Source organism: Selenomonas oralis (assembly GCF_051603425.1).
Lineage (GTDB): Bacteria > Bacillota > Negativicutes > Selenomonadales > Selenomonadaceae > Selenomonas > Selenomonas sputigena_A.
In genome coordinates, this window is record NZ_CP194411.1 from 1,258,770 (window position 1) to 1,274,071 (window position 15,302).

Sequence of the window (15,302 nt, forward strand, 5' to 3'; positions counted from 1 at the left end):
TCAGCTTTGCTTTTCGTTCTGCTCCGTGCTCTCCGTACACGCGGCACTGCGCAGCTCCGCTATGATGTCTGAGAGGCGGATCGAGCGCAGCTTTTCCTCCATCGCTTCCTGGACGGCGGCGAGATGGCCGTCGAGTGCGCGGTGGATATTGCGGCCGACGGGGCAGGCGGGGTTCGGGTGTTCGTGAAAGTGGAAGAGCTTGCCGTCATCGAGCAGTTCTGTCGCGCGGTAGATGTCGTAGAGCGTGATTTCTTCCGGGGAACGCGCGAGGTGCGAGCCGCCGCGCCCGCGCCGTACTTCGATGATGCCCGCCGTTTTGAGCATGAGGAGCAGGCGGCGCACGACGACGGGATGGACATGGATGCTGCCCGCGAGAAATTCACTCGTAATAGACCGCTGCCCTTCGAAAAAGGCAAACCCTGACAGCATGTGGACGGCGATGGTGAAACGGCTCGAAAGCTGCATGGCGGCAGAAACTCCTCTCTTGTCTATGAAGGAAGCACGGCGAAATACTGCACCGCTCGGACGGGCGGCCTTTTCGCCGTGCTTCCTTGAGCCTTTAGTAGTGGGCAAGCGTCTGCCTCACAGGGAAAACGGTGCGAACGAGGACAGCCAGCCGATGAAGCGCAGCGTCCAGCCGAACCACATCATCACGCCGAGCGCGATGAGGCTGAGACCGGCGAGCTTCTGCACGGCGGGCAGGAAGCGGTAAAGGGAGCGCACGCTTTTTTCCAGACGGCGCCAGAGAAGCGCGAGCACGAGAAACGGCACGGCAAAGCCGAGCACGTAGAAACTGAGCAGCCAGAGCCCCTGGCTGAGGGTCGCCTGCTGTCCCGCGTAGATGAGGATGGCGGCGAGGATCGGGCCCGTGCAGGGCGTCCAGCCGACGGTGAATGACATGCCGAGCAGGAAGGAGCCGAGAGCGCCTTCTGACGGGCGATGCAGGAAAGGCCGCCATTCGCGGTAGAGAAAGGACGGGCTGATGATCCCTGAGAGGAAAAGCCCCAGGAGTGCGAGCAGCACGGCGCCGGCCTTCTCCACGAGGGCGAGATGCGTGAGCAGAAAACGGCCGAGCACCGTCGCCGTCGCACCGAGCGCGAGGAAGACGACGGCAAAGCCGAGCAGGAAGGCGAGGACGTTGCGCGCGAGAGTGCTGCCGGAGCTGCTTGCGCCCCCTTCTGCCGCTGCTGCGCCGGCGTTGCTCGAGCCTGCAAGAATCAGCACGAACGTCGGCAGCATCGGCAGAACACACGGAGAAACGAAAGATACGACGCCGGCAAGAAATGCCGCGCCAAAAGAAATGGCTTCCATAATTATTACTTTGCAGCTTTGGCGAGCGCCGCCTCAAGCTCTGCCGCCGTCGTGCCGCCAAGCTTCTGCATGACGATTTTGCCGTCCTTGCCGACGATGTAGGTCGTCGGGATGGCGCGGATTTCATACTGATCCGCCACCTTGCCCTCCAAATCGAGCAGCACGGGCATCGTATAGTTGTTCTGCTTGAAGAAGCTCTCGACCTTGTCCCCGGGCTCCTGGAGGTTGATGGCGTAGAACGCGACGTCCTCCGCATGTTTCTTCGCGAAGGCGTCGAGCTCCGGCATTTCCTCGCGGCAGGGCGGGCACCATGTCGCCCAGAAATTGATGACATAAAGTTTCTTGTCGTTGGCGAAGTCGATCTTGACCTCCTGTCCGCCGAGATCCTTAAGTGAGAAAGAAGGCGGCGTCTGCCCCTCCTGCAGCGCCCCCGCCTCGGCGCTTGCCGTCTCCGCTGGGGCAGGCGTCTTCTCCGCCTGCGCGCCGCAGCCGCTCATAAGAAAAAGTGCCAGGAATGCACCGGTAAGCCATGTTGCTTTCAATGAAATTTCCTCCTTAATTTGGAAAAAAGATTTCAAAGGAAGGCGTTCAATTATCCGCCCCCTTTGCTACATATAATATTTTACTATGAATTTCCAAGAGGTCAAGCCCGAAGGGCGCAGAGCGATTGGTTAAATTCATGTAAGGGCGGCGCGGTGCAGCCTGCTTCGGGCGATGCCGGGCATAGAAAAAAGGAACCGGCCGAAGCCGATTCCTTTGCTTTTGTCATGGTGGAGACGAAGGGGATTGAACCCTCGACCTCTCGGATGCGAACCGAACGCTCTCCCAGCTGAGCTACGTCCCCATGTCGTACTCAAATAGTATACTGCAAATTTTTAGGAAATGCAAGAGAGAAAATGTAAAAAAATCAGCAGGAATATTTCGGAAGAGGGCGAACATTAAAATCAAGGATAAGTATGTTTTTATAGTAATTAGAAGAAACGGTTTATTCCTTAAACCACCCCCGAACGGGGAAAAGGGAGGCAGTAATGTGGATAAGCGGGAAAGCATGTGGGAGCGTTATCTCCGCAATGGTCTGAGCCGCCGCGACTTTCTCAAGGGTTGCGTCGCGTTGACATCTCTGATGGGGCTCAGCACCGACATGGTATCCAAGGTGGTCGAGGCGGCGGAACAAAAGCCGCTGCCGGTTGTAATCTGGCTGCACGGCCACGAGTGTACGGGATGTGATGAGTCGTTCATCCGGTCGGCCGCGCCGCTGGCGTCGGATGTTGTGCTGAACACGATCGCGCTTGAGTATGACCATCTCTTGAGTGCAGCTTCGGGTGAGCCTTTTGAGGCGCATCTGGAGGAAACCGTCAAGAAGTACAAGGGGCAGTATATCCTCGCCGTTGAGGGCGCTGTCGCGACGAAGGACAACGGCGTCTACTGCATGTCGGGGGGGCATCCCTTCATCGACACGTTCCAGCGTGTGGCGAAGGATGCGGCAGCGATCATCGCCTATGGCACCTGCGCCGCATCGGGCGGCATCCAGGCGGCGTCTCCGAACCCGACGGGATCTGCCGGCATCAGCCACTATGCGGGCGGCAAGGCGGTCGTCAATGTGCCGGGCTGTCCACCGATTCCGGAGGTCATGACGGGCGTCATCATGCACGTCGCGCTCTTCGGCACGATTCCGGAACTCGATATCGAGAACCGTCCCAAGCAGTTCTTTGGCAACCGCGTACACGATACCTGCTACCGCCGCCCCTTCTTCGATGCGGGCATGTTTGCCGAGCGCTTCGATGATGCGGGCTCCAAGGCGGGCTGGTGTCTTTACAAGCTCGGCTGCCGCGGCCCCGAGACGTACAGCTCCTGCGGCAATCTGCGCTGGTTCCAGGGCATGAGCTATCCCATTCAGTCGGGTGCGCCCTGCATTGGCTGTACGAACACGAATTTCTGGGACGATGCGCCGTTTTCGCAGCGCCTGCCGAAATACGGCCCCTTGGGCAGCATAGACAAGATCGGCGTCGGGCTTGCCGTCGGTACGGCGGCCGGCGTTGCCGTACACGGAGCCATGAGCCTCGCGCAGCGTGCGAAGGCAGACAAGGCCATCGAAAAAGAGGAGCAGGAGAAGAGAGAGCAGGTGCATAAATGAAACATGTAACGGTCGATCCGGTAACAAGAATTGAAGGGCACCTGCGCGTCGAGGTGCAGGTCGACGAGGCCACGGGCAAGGTCACCGACGCTCTTTCGAGCGGCACGGCCTGGCGCGGTCTGGAACTCGTCATGAACGGCCGCGATCCGCGCGATGCCTGGGCGTATATCCAGCGCATCTGCGGCGTCTGTACGACGGCTCATGCCTTGGCGTCCGTGCGCGCCGTGGAGGATGCGCTCGGCATCCGCATACCGCCGAATGCGAACTATATCCGCAACATCATGGCGGCCTGTCTCACGGTGCAGGATCATATCGTGCATTTCTATCACCTGCACGCGCTCGACTGGGTGAGCCCTGTCGAGGCTCTGGCGGCCGATCCTGCCGCTGCGGCGAAGCTGCAGTCGACGCTTCTGACCATGCGCCTGCCGTTCGCCGGTCCCGCGGGTCTCGATACGGAAGCGTATCCGAAGGATTTCCCGAACGCGACGCCCGAATACTTTGCGGCGTTCAAGAAAAAGATCGAGCAGATCGTCCAGAGCGGCCAGCTCGGCATCTTCTCGGCAAACTGGTGGGATCACCCCGATTACAAGCTGCTGCCGCCTGAGGTTCATCTCATCGCGGTTGTCCATTACCTCGAATTGCTTGACAAGCATCGCGAGATTGTCACGCCGCATGTCGTATTCGGCGGCAAGAATCCGCACCCGCATTATGTCGTGGGCGGCATGCCCTGCGCCATCTCGCTGGACGACGGCAATGCGCCCGTCAACACGGCGCGGCTTGCCATCGTCGACCGTGCCGTGAATCTCACGCGCACGCTTGTCAATGAGTACTATATACCGGACGTCCTCGCCATTGGCGCCGCCTATGTCAAGGCGGGCAAGGTCGACGGCGGCGGTCTTGCGAAGCACTGCGTCCTGGCTTTCGGGCAGTTCCCCGAAGAGGGCTACACGGGTACGCGCAACGGCGATTTCATGCGGCGTCTTTTGATTCGCTCGAACGGCGTCGTGGAGAACTTCGGCGCAGGACTGGATGCCGCCACCTTCACGCCGATTCGGGCGGAAGATTTGTCCGATCCCGTTGCTGTCACCGAGGGCATCGAGCACTCCTGGTACGAGTACGAGGGAGAAGAGGGCGACCTCCATCCTTGGGCCGGACAGACGAAACCGAAGTATACGGCTCCGAAGGTCGGCACGATGACGAATTGGCAGGAGCTCAACGAGAAGGGGAAATATTCCTGGCTCAAGACGCCGAAATGGCGCGGCAAGGTCGCAGAGGTCGGCCCGCTGGCGCGTTATATCATCATCTATGTCAAGGCGAAGAAGGGGCTTCTCCCCGAGCCGACCTGGGCAGAAAAGCTCATGCTCGACCAGATGGATGCCGTCTCCAAGGCCATCGGTCTGGCGCCCGAGGTGTGGCTGCCGACGATGGTGGGACGCACGGCGGCGCGCGCACTGGATTCTCAGCTCAATGCGGAGATCCAGAAGTATTACTTCGACAAACTTATTGCAAATATCAAGGGCGGCGATCTCGCCGTCGCGACTTCGGACAAGTGGGATCCCGTGACATGGCCGAAGGAGGCCAAGGGTGTCGGTCTTTACGATGCGCCGCGCGGTGCGCTGTCGCATTGGGTCGTCATCAAGAACGGCAAGATTGCCAACTACCAGTGCGTCGTGCCGACGACTTGGAACGCCTGCCCGCGCGACGATACGGCAGGGCACGGTGCTTACGAGATGGCGATGATGGATACGCGTGTGGCCGTTCCCGACAAGCCGCTGGAAATCGTCCGTGTCATCCGCTCCTTCGACCCGTGCATGGCTTGCTCCACGCATGTATTCAATGCGAAGGGCGAAAAAATCCGGGTTATGACGACCGACCCCTATGCCGGCATGAAGGTAGACGAATGAACGATCGATGATCGTGGAAAGGAAAAACTGCCGGACGGACGCGGCGCTCGCCGCGCGTCTTCCGCGCAGCAGGGACATGTGGAATGAGAGAAGTCAAACGCAGGATTTACTACGTTTTTAGCCCCTGGCTCAGGGCCTTTCACTGGATCATGGTCGTCTGCATCTGCGTCCTCTTCGCAACGGGACTGATGATCACCGAGCCTTGGCTCATCTACTCCGTCGAGCCGACCTTCAGCGGCATGACGACCGACAATATCCGAAACATTCATTTTCTCGCGGCGTTCATCTTTATGGGCGCCTTCATCCTGAGGATTTACGGTTTCTATGTGAACCGCGGGGACCGACTGTTTCCGCGCTTCTGGGAAGGGCTTTTCTGGCGGGCGATCGGCGATGTAATACTGCATTACATCTTTGTTCGCTACGAGCATAAGTCTTATCTGAGAAACCCCATCGCGCGCATGTCGTACACGCTTCTCTATGTGCTCGTCGCCATCGAGGTCGTGACGGGCTTCGGCATGTACGGTGCAAACGAGCCGGACAGCGTCTCCTTCCTCCTTTTTGGCTGGGTGCTGACGCTTCTGGGCAATGAGTTCATGGTGCATCTCGTGCATCATTATGTCGCTTGGTTCATCATCCTCTTCGCCATCGGCCATCTCTACATGGTCATCCGTGCGGAATTCATGGAAGGCGAGAGCGAGGTTTCGAGCATGTTCTCGGGACGCAAGATCCTGACGCATGTACCGCTCGACGACTATCAGATCAACCATCCCGAGGAGGAGAAAACGGGACGCCGTGCGAATTGAGGCGGCTGTTTGAGGAAGGATTCTGCAATGAGGCTGCTCGGCTGGGCAGCCTTGCTTTTGGGAGATGTTTTTATGTGCAAAGAATGTGGCTGCGGTGCAGCTAACGGCAATACACGCCTGCAGTTCACCGTTTCCGGCTATACGGAGGAAACGGCGGGCGAGGTGGAAAAGACGCTGCTCGGGCTTCCCGGCGTGCTTTATGTGCATATCCATGCGCATGACGGTGAGACGACGGTGGATTACAGCCCGAAGAAGACGAAGCTTACAGACATCCTCGGCGTTTTCGAGGCGCGCGGTCTTGCGGCGGCACTTTGAGATTTTTTCTGCAGGCAGTCTTTGCCCCGAGTTCCCTTGTGGGCGGATTTGTGTTAATATGACAGGAAGATGCAGATTGGGACTTGGAGGGATTGCCCCTTCCGGCCGGCCGCCGGAGGGGGCTTTTCGTTGCAGGGGGGCGATAGAATGCACGAGATGGCGATTGCCGAGAGCATCCTTGATATAGCGCTTCAAACGGCAAAGGAGAACGGGGCAAGGCGCATCGGCAGGATCCGTCTTCTGCTCGGCGAAATGGCAGGCGTGGAAACGGAATCGCTGCGCTTCTGCTTTGCGGCCGTCACGCAGGGGACGATCGCCGAGGGAGCGGAGCTCGCCATAAAAGCCGTGCCGCTCGTGGGCCGCTGTACGGCGTGCGGCAAGGAGCAGCATGTCGAGAGATATGCGTTCCTCTGCCCTGTCTGCAAAAGCGGAGCGTTGGAAATCCTTTCGGGGCGGGAGCTCAAGGTGGAATCTCTGGAGGTGGACTGAAAGAATGGAAGTCAAGGTCATGCGAAACGTCCTTGAAATGAACGATGCAGTCGCGGCGAAAAACGAGGAACTCTTTCGCTCACGGCGCGTTTTTGTGCTGAATCTCATGGGTTCGCCGGGATCGGGCAAGACGTCGCTTTTGGAATATACGCTCGAGGCGCTGAAGGACGAGATGCGGCTCGCCGTCATCGAGGGCGATCTCTTCACGACAAAAGACGCCGAGCGTATCGAGCGGCACGGCGTGCCTGTCATCCAGATCAATACGGCCGGCGGCTGTCATCTCGACGCGCCGATGGTGGAAGAGGCGCTGGCCTCGCTCGACCTCGACGCGCTCGATCTCCTCGTCATTGAGAATGTCGGCAACCTCGTCTGCCCGGCGGAATTCGAGCTCGGACAGGACCGGAAGGCGGTCGTCCTCTCCATCACGGAGGGCGACGACAAGCCGCTGAAGTATCCGTTGATGTTCAAGGAGGCGGATATCGCACTCCTGAACAAGATCGACCTTCTGCCCTATACGGATTTCGATATGGAAAGCGCCGTGGGCGATATTCGGACGATTCATCCGGGCATCGAGGTGCTGCCCGTTGCCTGCCGTACGGGCGAGGGGCTTCAGGCTTGGCTCGATTGGCTCCGGCAGCAGGTGCGCAGAAAGCGGGAGGCGGTTTGATGGGAGCGGACTTTCTTGACGTTTCGCCCGAAGAAATGGCAAAGGCCATGGCGGAACTTACGGCTGCGCCTGCCGTGACCGTCCTCGGCATCGGCAACGTCATCCTGCAGGACGAGGGCTTCGGCGTCCGTGCGCTGGAGCTGCTCCGAGAAACGTACGATTTCCCGCCCGAGGTGCAGCTCATCGACGGCGGCACGCTCGGCGCGGAACTGCTGTCCTTCATCACGGGAACGGAGCGCCTTCTCGTGCTCGATTCCATCAACGGCGGAGAGGCGGCGGGCACGCTTTTTCGCTTCGAGAACGAGGCCGTTATGGCGCATTTCCAGGACAAGCTTTCCGTGCACGAGGTCGGCATCCAGGATGTGCTGGCAACGCTTGAGGTGACGGGCCGCCCGATTCCCTCTGTCGTCGTGCTCGGCGCACAGCCCTATGCCGTCGGCGCAGGCGTTGCCCTGACGCCCGCGATGGCTGCGCTTCTGCCCGAGATGGAGCGGCGTGCGCTCGAGGAGCTCGCCCGCTGGGGCATCGTGCCCGTGAAAAAGGTGCAGCGGACAAGCCTTTGCCATACGCGCGTGGCGGAGGCCGGGGCGGCGGATGCGGCATGGAACGGCATGACGGCGGATGCGCCTGTCGGCTCTGCAGAGGACGGGCCGCCCGCCTCGGCCGCAGGCCGGCAGGCGTCGTCGCCTTTGGCGCGCCGGATTACGGCACAGGAAATGATCGCGAGAGGGGGCGAAGGCTGATGTGTCTGGCTGTACCGGCAAAGGTTCTCGAAATCACGGGCAGTTTGGCGCGCGTCGCAGTGAACGGCGTGGAGCGCGAGGCGAGCCTCATGCTGCTGCCGGAGGCGAAGCAGGGCGACTATGTGCTCGTTCATGCAGGCTTTGCCATGCAGCTTGTGGACGAGAAGGAGGCAGAGGAGACGTACGCGCTTCTCTCCGAGATGCGGGGCGCTGCACGCACCGTGGAATTGGATTAGGAGGGAGATCGTGGCAAAGCTCACGCCCCGGGAAGAAAAAGAGGCCGCACAGGAGCTTCTCGCGGACATCGGCCGTCTCGCTGCGGGCAGACGCCTGCGCTATATGGAGGTCTGCGGCACGCATACGGTTGCGATTTTTCGTGCGGGACTGCGCCAGCTCCTGCCGGAAAACGTCGAGCTCGTGTCGGGACCCGGCTGTCCCGTCTGCGTGACGAGCGATGCCTATATGGACAAGGCCATCGCTTATGCGAAGCTGCCGGACGTCATCCTCGCGACCTTCGGCGACATGCTCAAGGTGCCGGGAAGCTGTGGAAGCCTTGCCGATGCACGCGCTGCGGGGGCAGATATCCGCGTGGTCTATTCGGCGCGCGACAGCCTCGCCATTGCGCGGGAAAATCCGGAAAAGAAGGTCGTCTTTCTCGCCGTCGGCTTCGAGACGACGGCCCCGACCGAGGCGGCTGCCGTTCTCGAGGCGGAGGCTGAGGGCATCGGCAACCTCCTGTTTTTTTCCGCGCAGAAGCTCGTGCCGCCGGCGGTGGAGCTTTTGCTCGCCGATCCTGCGGTGCGTGTCGACGGTCTCCTGCTGCCCGGTCATGCTACGGTTGTCACGGGCACGGGCGTCTTTCGCTTTCTGGCCGGCAGGAAGCCCGGCGTTGTCGCGGGGTTTACGCCGCTCGGCATCCTGCGCGCCGTCTGGCGGCTCGTGCGGCAGACGGCGGAGGGGACGGCGCGCATCGAGAACGAGTACGGCTCTGTCGTGCGTCCGGAGGGCAATCCTACGGCGCTCGCCGTTCTCGCGCGCGTCTATGAGGAAACGGACGCCGAATGGCGCGGCCTCGGCATCATACCGCGCTCAGGGCTGTGCCTGCGCGAGGCTTTTGGCGCTTTCGACGCCGAACGCGTCCTGCCGCTGGCTCTGGAATGTGTGGAGAAAAAGACGGCGTGCCGCTGCGGCGAGGTGCTCAAAGGCGCCGTCCGTCCGACGGACTGTCCGCTCTTTGGCAAGGGCTGTACGCCCGAGCACTCCGTCGGGCCGTGCATGGTTTCCGTTGAAGGTGTCTGCGCTGCTTGGTACAAATATGGCAGGGGGAGGTTTCACTTTGGAAAATGAAAAGATTTCGCTTGCGCACGGCGCGGGCGGCGAGCTCAGCCGGCTCTTGATGGAAAGCGTCATCCTGCCCGAGTTCGGCAACGATTTCCTGCAGCAAATGCACGACGGCGCAGTGCTCACGCTTGGCCCGAACATCGCCTTTACGACGGATTCCTTTGTCGTCGCGCCGCGCTTCTTCCCCGGCGGCGACATCGGCAAGCTCGCCGTTTGCGGCACGGTCAACGACCTTGCGGTGACGGGCGCCGTGCCGCGCTATATCTCCTGCTCCCTGATCCTTGAGGAAGGGCTGGAGATGGAAGAGCTGCGCCGCGTCCTGCGCTCGATGCGTCTCGCTGCCGATGAGGCAGGCGTCGCCATCGTCACGGGCGATACGAAAGTCGTCGGCAAGGGGGCGGTGGACGGCGTTTACATCAATACGGCCGGTCTCGGCGAGATCGAGGGGGAGGCCATGGCGCCGCAGCGCGTGCGCCCCGGCATGGACGTCGTTCTTTCGGGCACGCTCGGCGACCATGCGGCGACCGTCATGGCGGAGCGCCACGGCATCGAGATCCCGCAGAGCCTGCAAAGCGACTGCGCCCCGCTCGGCGCCCTCGCTTCCGCTATGCGCCGCGCAGCTCCGTCCTTAGCCTGCATGAGGGATGCGACGCGCGGCGGCGCGGCCGCAGTTCTCAACGAAATCGCCGCAGCGGCGAAGGTCGGTATCATCATCGAGGAAGAGGCGCTGCCCGTGCGGGAAGAGGTCGAGGGCATCGCTGCCTTTCTCGGCTTCGATCCCTTGGAGCTTGCCAACGAAGGCAAGATCATCGCCTTCTGCGCACCCGAGGATACGGAAGCCGTGCTTTCCGCTATGCGCCGGGAGCGCTACGGTGAAAACGCCTGCTGCATCGGCCGGACGACAGCCGAAGAACCCGGCATCGTCGCCATGGAGACGGCCTTCGGCGGCCTGCGCATCGTCGACATGCCGTCGGGCGCCATTGTTCCGAGGATCTGCTGACCCGGCCTAGAGCCAAGCCCGACGGGGGCAGCCGATGAACTGGCGTTGACCGATGCGGGCTGCCCTTTTTTTCCATTGACGGGTGATGATGTTTTTTTTATAATAGAAAAGTAATGTGCCAAGCATTGACTAAGGAAGGAAAAGAGACGATAGGATGCGAAAAATTGCTTTGGCGGCCGGCCTTTCCGTGCTGCTGCTCATCTTGCTGGCGGCTCCCTGTCTGGCGAGTGACGAAGGGCTGCGTTTCGTGGATGCCGAGGGCGACACGGGTTATTATGTAGATATTTATTCCATTTCAATCGACAGCAGTCATGAATATACGGCGAATGTCGCCATCATCAAAGCGAAGGACAATACGATGTATGCTTATCGGATGCATTTTGATTATGGCGCGAAGACGTATCAAGTCCTCTATTCGGCAACGATGACTTACGACGAGCGCGAGATTTCCGAAAGCTCCAGCGTGCCGCAGTCGCCCCGCGTCTATGCTCAGGGCTCTCCGCTCGCTGCCATCGTCGATTATCTCTACGCCTGGCAGCAGGGCTACGAGAAGTAGGGCGGGGGATTTGACGCTTTCGCCATGAAGTTCGGAGGAAACGGGCGCAAGGGTTTCTTGCTGCCGGCTGCGTCCATAGAGGAAAAGCCCCGCGCTGCAAAGACGGCAGCGCGGGGCTTTTCCTCTATAGGGATGGATTCGAGGCATTACGGATGCCTTCAGCCGCGCAGCGGCGCTCTTGCGGCTGTCGTGGAGATGGCGTATGATAGGTATGGAACGAAGAGAGCCGGGAGGTGGATTTCTTATGGCGATTGCTATGCCGAAGGCTCCGACGCCGCCGACACCGCCGGTGTCGCCGGGGCTGGAGCAGGCTTCGGGGGCTGTGGGCGGTTTGCCGGATTTTGGCGCTTCAGGACAGGCGGCCGTCGAAGGCGTGCAGCAGGAAGCCCGGGATGCCGTTCGCGCTGGGCAGGAGGCTGCCGCTAATGCCCGCGCGGCGGGCGAGCGCCTTGCAGGCACACCGGAGCGGAAGAACCAGAATACAGAAAAGCAAGGGCCGGGCGACAGCAAACTGCCGCTGAACGAAGCGGCGGGCAAGGACAAGGCGGCAGACGGCGCAGGAAGCCGGACGACGGTGCAGCAGCCGGCGAATCTGCCGCAGGCGGCGCAAGGCGCGCCGGAAGGGGCGGCGAAGACGGAAACGAAAGAAGCGTCCGGCCTGCTGCCGCCGGACGCGCATTCTTCGAGCGCTGTTATGGCGTATTGGCCGCTTCTCCTCATCGTTTGCCTTGCGGGGGTGTTTTTGCTTGCGCGAAAACTGAGCTCCAAAAAGCCAGGGGAACCGACGCCCCTTGAACGCGCTGCGAAGGAAGCAGAGCTGCTGGCAGAAATCGAGGCGCAGCGCACCGCAAGAGAGAAACGGCAGGCGGAAAGAGCCGCTGCCGTCGCTGCTGCGGGACTTGCCGCCATCGCGGGTGCGAAGCCTGCCGCAGCGGGGGCGGCAGCCTTTGCCGCTGCTGCTGTGCCGCCTCCCGCATCGCTTGCAAAAGCGGTGGACGCGGCGGGCAGTGCGCCCCGCGCAGGCGGACGCTACCCGTCTGTCCGCAGCCAGGCCGGACGGCGGACGGCGAATGACGCCCCGGTGCGGGCAGGCGCTGCGCCGCACCCTGTGCCTCCCGCTGAGGAGGCGCCGCCCGCAGCGGGAGGCATGGCGTCCTTGGCGCAGGCGCTTTCCGCCTTTCGCGAGGCCGGCCGCATGTTGGAAGAGGGGAGAGACCGTGCGGCAGCCGAGGAAGTGCGTCAGGCCGAGCGCATTGCATCCCTGCAGCAGGAGGAGGCGCAGGGCAAGGACGGCAAGGGCAATTTCGAGATACGGATCTGAGGCCGTCGGCTGCGCAAGAAGCGAAAGCGCGCGGCTTTGCCACTTTTGCTGCGTGTATGCTATAATGTGGGAATATGATGAATCAATGATTTTGGCGGCGGGCGACGCCGTCGGATGGGGGACATGACATGCTGGACATCAAATTTGTCAGGGATCATATCGACGAAGTGCAGGCCATGCTGGAAAAGCGCTGCAATTCGCTGCGCCTCGACGGCTTCCGGGAGCTTGAGGAAAAGCGCCGCTCGCTCCTGCAGCAGGCGGAGGAGCTCAAGGCGCGGCGCAACAGCGTGTCGAAGGAGATTGGCGCGAAAAAGAAGCGGGGCGAGGATGTCGCGGCCATTTCCGCCGAAATGCGCGAGGTCGGCAACCGCATCAGCGCTTTGGATGCGGAGACGCGCGAGGTGGAAAACGAGCTGCACGATATCCTGCTCAATATTCCGAACATGCCGAAGGATGATGTTCCCGTCGGCAAGGACGACTCGGAAAATCCCGAAGTGCGCCGCTGGGGAGAGCCGCGGAAATTTGATTTCGAGCCCAAGGCGCATTGGGATCTCGGCACAGCGCTCGACATTCTCGACGCCGAGCGCGCCGCGAAGGTTACGGGCGCACGCTTCACCTTTTACAAGGGCCTCGGGGCGCGTCTTGAACGGGCCTGCATCAACTTCATGATGGATCTCCATGCAGCAAAGCACGGCTATACGGAAATGCTCGCGCCTTACATCGCGAACGAGGCGAGCATGATCGGCACGGGGCAGCTGCCGAAGTTCGCCGAGGACATGTTCAAGCTCGAAGGGCTCGACTACTACCTCGTGCCGACGGCGGAGGTGCCGACGACGAACTACCATCGCGACGAAATCCTCGACGGCAGGAAGCTGCCCGAGCGATACACGAGCTATACGGCATGTTTCCGCGCCGAGGCGGGCAGCGCCGGACGCGACACGCGCGGCCTTATCCGTCAGCACCAGTTCAACAAGGTGGAGCTCATCAAGTTCACGAAGCCCGAGGAATCCTGGGAGGAGCTTGAGAGCATGGTCGATGCGGCGGAAGATGTGCTGCGCCTCTTGGAGATTCCCTACCATGTTGTGCTTCTCTGCACGGGCGATATGAGCTTCACCTCGGCCAAGACGTACGACATCGAGGTCTGGATGCCGGCGCAGAATACATACCGCGAGATTTCCTCTTGCTCGAACTGCCTCGACTACCAGGCGCGCCGTGCGAACATCAAGTTCCGCCGCGAGCCGAAGGCGAAGCCGGAGTTCTGCCACACGCTGAACGGCTCGGGACTCGCCGTGGGACGCACGGTTGCGGCGATTCTGGAAAATTACCAGCAGGCCGACGGCTCTGTGCGCGTACCCAAGGCGCTCCTGCCCTATATGGGCGGCGTCGAGGTCATCGAGCCGCCCAAGGCTTGAAGACGGCGGGGATTCCCGAAGAGAAGGAGGCGGAACCATGGCGAAGCGTGCAGTCTGGGCGGAGGTCGATCTCGACGCTGTGGCGCATAACTATAGGATCATCCGGGCGGCGGCTCGGGGCGGCGCGAAGCTCTGCGCCGTCGTCAAGGCGGACGCCTACGGGCATGGCGCTCTGCCTGTCGCGCGGAAGGCCGTCGAGTGCGGTGCGGACTATCTCGCTGTCGCCGTCGTCGAGGAGGCGGCGGAGCTGCGCCGCGCCGGCTTTACGATGCCGCTCCTCATCCTGGGGCTCATCGACGAGGCTGAGGCGGCCGAAGTCGTATCGCTTGGCGCGACGCAGACGGTCGCGAGCTTCGCGCTCGCCGAGCGCCTTTCCGAGGAGGCGGCGCGCCAGGGCAGGATTGCCAAGGTGCATCTTGCCATAGATACGGGCATGGGGCGCATCGGCGTCACGCCCGAGGAGGCGGGCACACTCGCGCGTCGGATTGCCGCTCTGCCGGGCATCGAGCTGGAGGGGGCGTACTCGCACTTCGCCATGGCGGACGCGAGCGACAAGAGCCATGCGCGTGAGCAGCTCGCGCTCTTCCAGCTGGCGCTGGCGGGCATCGAGGCGGCCGGCATCCGTCTTGCGCTGCGCCATATCGCCGAAAGCGCGGCCATTCTCGAGCTGCCCGATACGCATTTCGACATGGTGCGCGCGGGCATCATCCAGTACGGGCTGTGGCCGAGCGAGGAGGTCGTGCATGAGGCGCGGCTGCGCCCGGCGATGAAGGTCGTCGCTAAGGTGCTGTTCCTCAAGGACGTGCCGGCAGGCAGCACCATCGGCTACGGCTGCGCCTGGCGCGCCGAAGCTGCGAGCCGCATTGCAACACTGCCCATAGGCTATGCCGACGGCTATGTCCGCGCCTTCTCCGGCAAGGCGCATGTCGAGATCAACGGGCAGCCCGCGCCCGTCGTCGGCCGTATCTGCATGGATCAGTGCATGGTCGATGTGACGGGAATCGAAGGCGTCGAGGTGGGGACGGAGGCCGTCGTTTTCGGTTCGCCGACCTTGACCGCCGACGACCTCGCCGCTTGGCTGGGCACGATCAACTACGAGATTCCCTGCCTCATGTCGCCGCGCATCCCGCGCGTCTATCGATGAAAGGCGGCAACGGCCCGCCGGGATGGAGGAAAAGCTGGCGCATATCATTTTGCGCCGGCTTTTCGCGCCTTGTGCATCTTTTTGCCAAAGCGCGGGACTTTTCTCGCATCCATGTCGGGCGATCATACTGGAATAACTGCTGCGGATAGAGTATAATATGAG

General features: G+C 61.6%; 17 protein-coding genes and 1 tRNA gene. 14 read left to right on the forward strand and 4 right to left on the reverse strand.

The features are described 5' to 3' along the window. The 4 genes from ACRTGH_RS06025 to ACRTGH_RS06040 form a co-directional block, all read right to left on the reverse strand. Complete coding sequence (locus tag ACRTGH_RS06025; protein WP_438474817.1) at nt 1-465, reverse strand: Rrf2 family transcriptional regulator; 465 nt, start codon at nt 463-465, stop codon at nt 1-3. A gap of 117 nt (nt 466-582) precedes the next feature. Next, complete coding sequence (locus ACRTGH_RS06030) at nt 583-1,311, reverse strand: cytochrome c biogenesis CcdA family protein (RefSeq protein ID WP_368847643.1); 729 nt, start codon at nt 1,309-1,311, stop codon at nt 583-585. A 5-nt stretch (nt 1,312-1,316) separates the two neighbouring features. Beyond that, the gene (locus tag ACRTGH_RS06035) at nt 1,317-1,853 is read right to left on the reverse strand and encodes a TlpA family protein disulfide reductase (protein ID WP_368847644.1); all 537 of its coding nucleotides are present in this window, start codon (nt 1,851-1,853) and stop codon (nt 1,317-1,319) included. Nucleotides 1,854-2,079: 226 nt separating this feature from the next. After that, nucleotides 2,080-2,155 (reverse strand) — tRNA-Ala (locus ACRTGH_RS06040). Nucleotides 2,156-2,341: 186 nt separating this feature from the next. Between ACRTGH_RS06040 and ACRTGH_RS06045 the strand changes: the two genes are divergently transcribed. From ACRTGH_RS06045 to alr, 14 genes are all read left to right on the forward strand, one after another. After that, on the forward strand, nt 2,342-3,445 hold the full coding sequence (locus ACRTGH_RS06045; RefSeq protein WP_368847645.1) for a hydrogenase small subunit: 1,104 nt from the start codon (nt 2,342-2,344) through the stop codon (nt 3,443-3,445). Beyond that, nucleotides 3,442-5,349, forward strand: a complete 1,908-nt coding sequence (locus tag ACRTGH_RS06050; protein WP_368847646.1) for a nickel-dependent hydrogenase large subunit — start codon at nt 3,442-3,444, stop codon at nt 5,347-5,349. The genes ACRTGH_RS06045 and ACRTGH_RS06050 overlap by 4 nt, the downstream gene beginning before the upstream one ends. 83 nt (nt 5,350-5,432) lie before the next feature. Continuing rightward, the gene (cybH, locus tag ACRTGH_RS06055; RefSeq protein WP_368847647.1) at nt 5,433-6,152 is read left to right on the forward strand and encodes a Ni/Fe-hydrogenase, b-type cytochrome subunit; all 720 of its coding nucleotides are present in this window, start codon (nt 5,433-5,435) and stop codon (nt 6,150-6,152) included. A gap of 72 nt (nt 6,153-6,224) precedes the next feature. Then, nucleotides 6,225-6,467, forward strand: a complete 243-nt coding sequence (locus tag ACRTGH_RS06060; protein WP_368847648.1) for a hypothetical protein — start codon at nt 6,225-6,227, stop codon at nt 6,465-6,467. 147 nt (nt 6,468-6,614) lie between these two features. Then, nucleotides 6,615-6,956 carry a hydrogenase maturation nickel metallochaperone HypA gene (gene hypA, locus ACRTGH_RS06065; protein ID WP_368847649.1) on the forward strand — a complete coding sequence of 114 codons (342 nt, stop codon included), beginning with the start codon at nt 6,615-6,617 and terminating at the stop codon, nt 6,954-6,956. A gap of 4 nt (nt 6,957-6,960) precedes the next feature. Beyond that, entirely contained in the window at nt 6,961-7,623 is a 663-nt protein-coding gene (hypB, locus tag ACRTGH_RS06070) for a hydrogenase nickel incorporation protein HypB (RefSeq protein ID WP_368847650.1), read from the forward strand. Then, on the forward strand, nt 7,572-8,366 hold the full coding sequence (locus ACRTGH_RS06075; RefSeq protein ID WP_438474821.1) for a HyaD/HybD family hydrogenase maturation endopeptidase: 795 nt from the start codon (nt 7,572-7,574) through the stop codon (nt 8,364-8,366). The genes hypB and ACRTGH_RS06075 overlap by 52 nt, the downstream gene beginning before the upstream one ends. After that, nucleotides 8,366-8,602, forward strand: a complete 237-nt coding sequence (locus ACRTGH_RS06080) for a HypC/HybG/HupF family hydrogenase formation chaperone (RefSeq protein ID WP_368847651.1) — start codon at nt 8,366-8,368, stop codon at nt 8,600-8,602. Before ACRTGH_RS06075 ends, ACRTGH_RS06080 begins: the two co-directional genes overlap by 1 nt. 10 nt (nt 8,603-8,612) lie before the next feature. After that, nucleotides 8,613-9,713, forward strand: coding sequence for a hydrogenase formation protein HypD (gene hypD, locus ACRTGH_RS06085; protein ID WP_368847652.1), 1,101 nt, complete (start codon nt 8,613-8,615; stop codon nt 9,711-9,713). Continuing rightward, nucleotides 9,703-10,707, forward strand: coding sequence for a hydrogenase expression/formation protein HypE (gene hypE, locus ACRTGH_RS06090; protein WP_368847653.1), 1,005 nt, complete (start codon nt 9,703-9,705; stop codon nt 10,705-10,707). The genes hypD and hypE overlap by 11 nt, the downstream gene beginning before the upstream one ends. A gap of 154 nt (nt 10,708-10,861) precedes the next feature. Then, nucleotides 10,862-11,263, forward strand: coding sequence for a hypothetical protein (locus tag ACRTGH_RS06095; RefSeq protein WP_368847654.1), 402 nt, complete (start codon nt 10,862-10,864; stop codon nt 11,261-11,263). Between the two features lie 244 nt (nt 11,264-11,507). Next, nucleotides 11,508-12,584, forward strand: coding sequence for a hypothetical protein (locus tag ACRTGH_RS06100; protein WP_368847655.1), 1,077 nt, complete (start codon nt 11,508-11,510; stop codon nt 12,582-12,584). 128 nt (nt 12,585-12,712) lie between these two features. Beyond that, nucleotides 12,713-13,996: a serine--tRNA ligase gene (gene serS / locus ACRTGH_RS06105; RefSeq protein WP_368847656.1), complete on the forward strand. Its 1,284-nt coding sequence runs from the start codon at nt 12,713-12,715 to the stop codon at nt 13,994-13,996. Between the two features lie 37 nt (nt 13,997-14,033). After that, entirely contained in the window at nt 14,034-15,140 is a 1,107-nt protein-coding gene (gene alr, locus ACRTGH_RS06110) for an alanine racemase (protein WP_368847657.1), read from the forward strand. Nucleotides 15,141-15,302 lie beyond the last annotated feature (162 nt).

Excerpts from the sequence above, each read along its gene's own strand:
- serS (WP_368847656.1), top strand. The coding sequence starts at position 12,713 with ATGCTGGACATCAAATTTGTCAGGGATCATATCGACGAAGTGCAGGCC.
- ACRTGH_RS06080 (WP_368847651.1), top strand. The coding sequence starts at position 8,366 with ATGTGTCTGGCTGTACCGGCAAAGGTTCTCGAAATCACGGGCAGTTTG.
- hypB (WP_368847650.1), top strand. The coding sequence starts at position 6,961 with ATGGAAGTCAAGGTCATGCGAAACGTCCTTGAAATGAACGATGCAGTC.
- ACRTGH_RS06050 (WP_368847646.1), top strand. The coding sequence starts at position 3,442 with ATGAAACATGTAACGGTCGATCCGGTAACAAGAATTGAAGGGCACCTG.
- ACRTGH_RS06030 (WP_368847643.1), bottom strand. The coding sequence starts at position 1,311 with ATGGAAGCCATTTCTTTTGGCGCGGCATTTCTTGCCGGCGTCGTATCT.
- cybH (WP_368847647.1), top strand. The coding sequence starts at position 5,433 with ATGAGAGAAGTCAAACGCAGGATTTACTACGTTTTTAGCCCCTGGCTC.
- ACRTGH_RS06025 (WP_438474817.1), bottom strand. The coding sequence starts at position 465 with ATGCAGCTTTCGAGCCGTTTCACCATCGCCGTCCACATGCTGTCAGGG.
- ACRTGH_RS06095 (WP_368847654.1), top strand. The coding sequence starts at position 10,862 with ATGCGAAAAATTGCTTTGGCGGCCGGCCTTTCCGTGCTGCTGCTCATC.
- ACRTGH_RS06100 (WP_368847655.1), top strand. The coding sequence starts at position 11,508 with ATGGCGATTGCTATGCCGAAGGCTCCGACGCCGCCGACACCGCCGGTG.
- hypA (WP_368847649.1), top strand. The coding sequence starts at position 6,615 with ATGCACGAGATGGCGATTGCCGAGAGCATCCTTGATATAGCGCTTCAA.
- ACRTGH_RS06060 (WP_368847648.1), top strand. The coding sequence starts at position 6,225 with ATGTGCAAAGAATGTGGCTGCGGTGCAGCTAACGGCAATACACGCCTG.
- alr (WP_368847657.1), top strand. The coding sequence starts at position 14,034 with ATGGCGAAGCGTGCAGTCTGGGCGGAGGTCGATCTCGACGCTGTGGCG.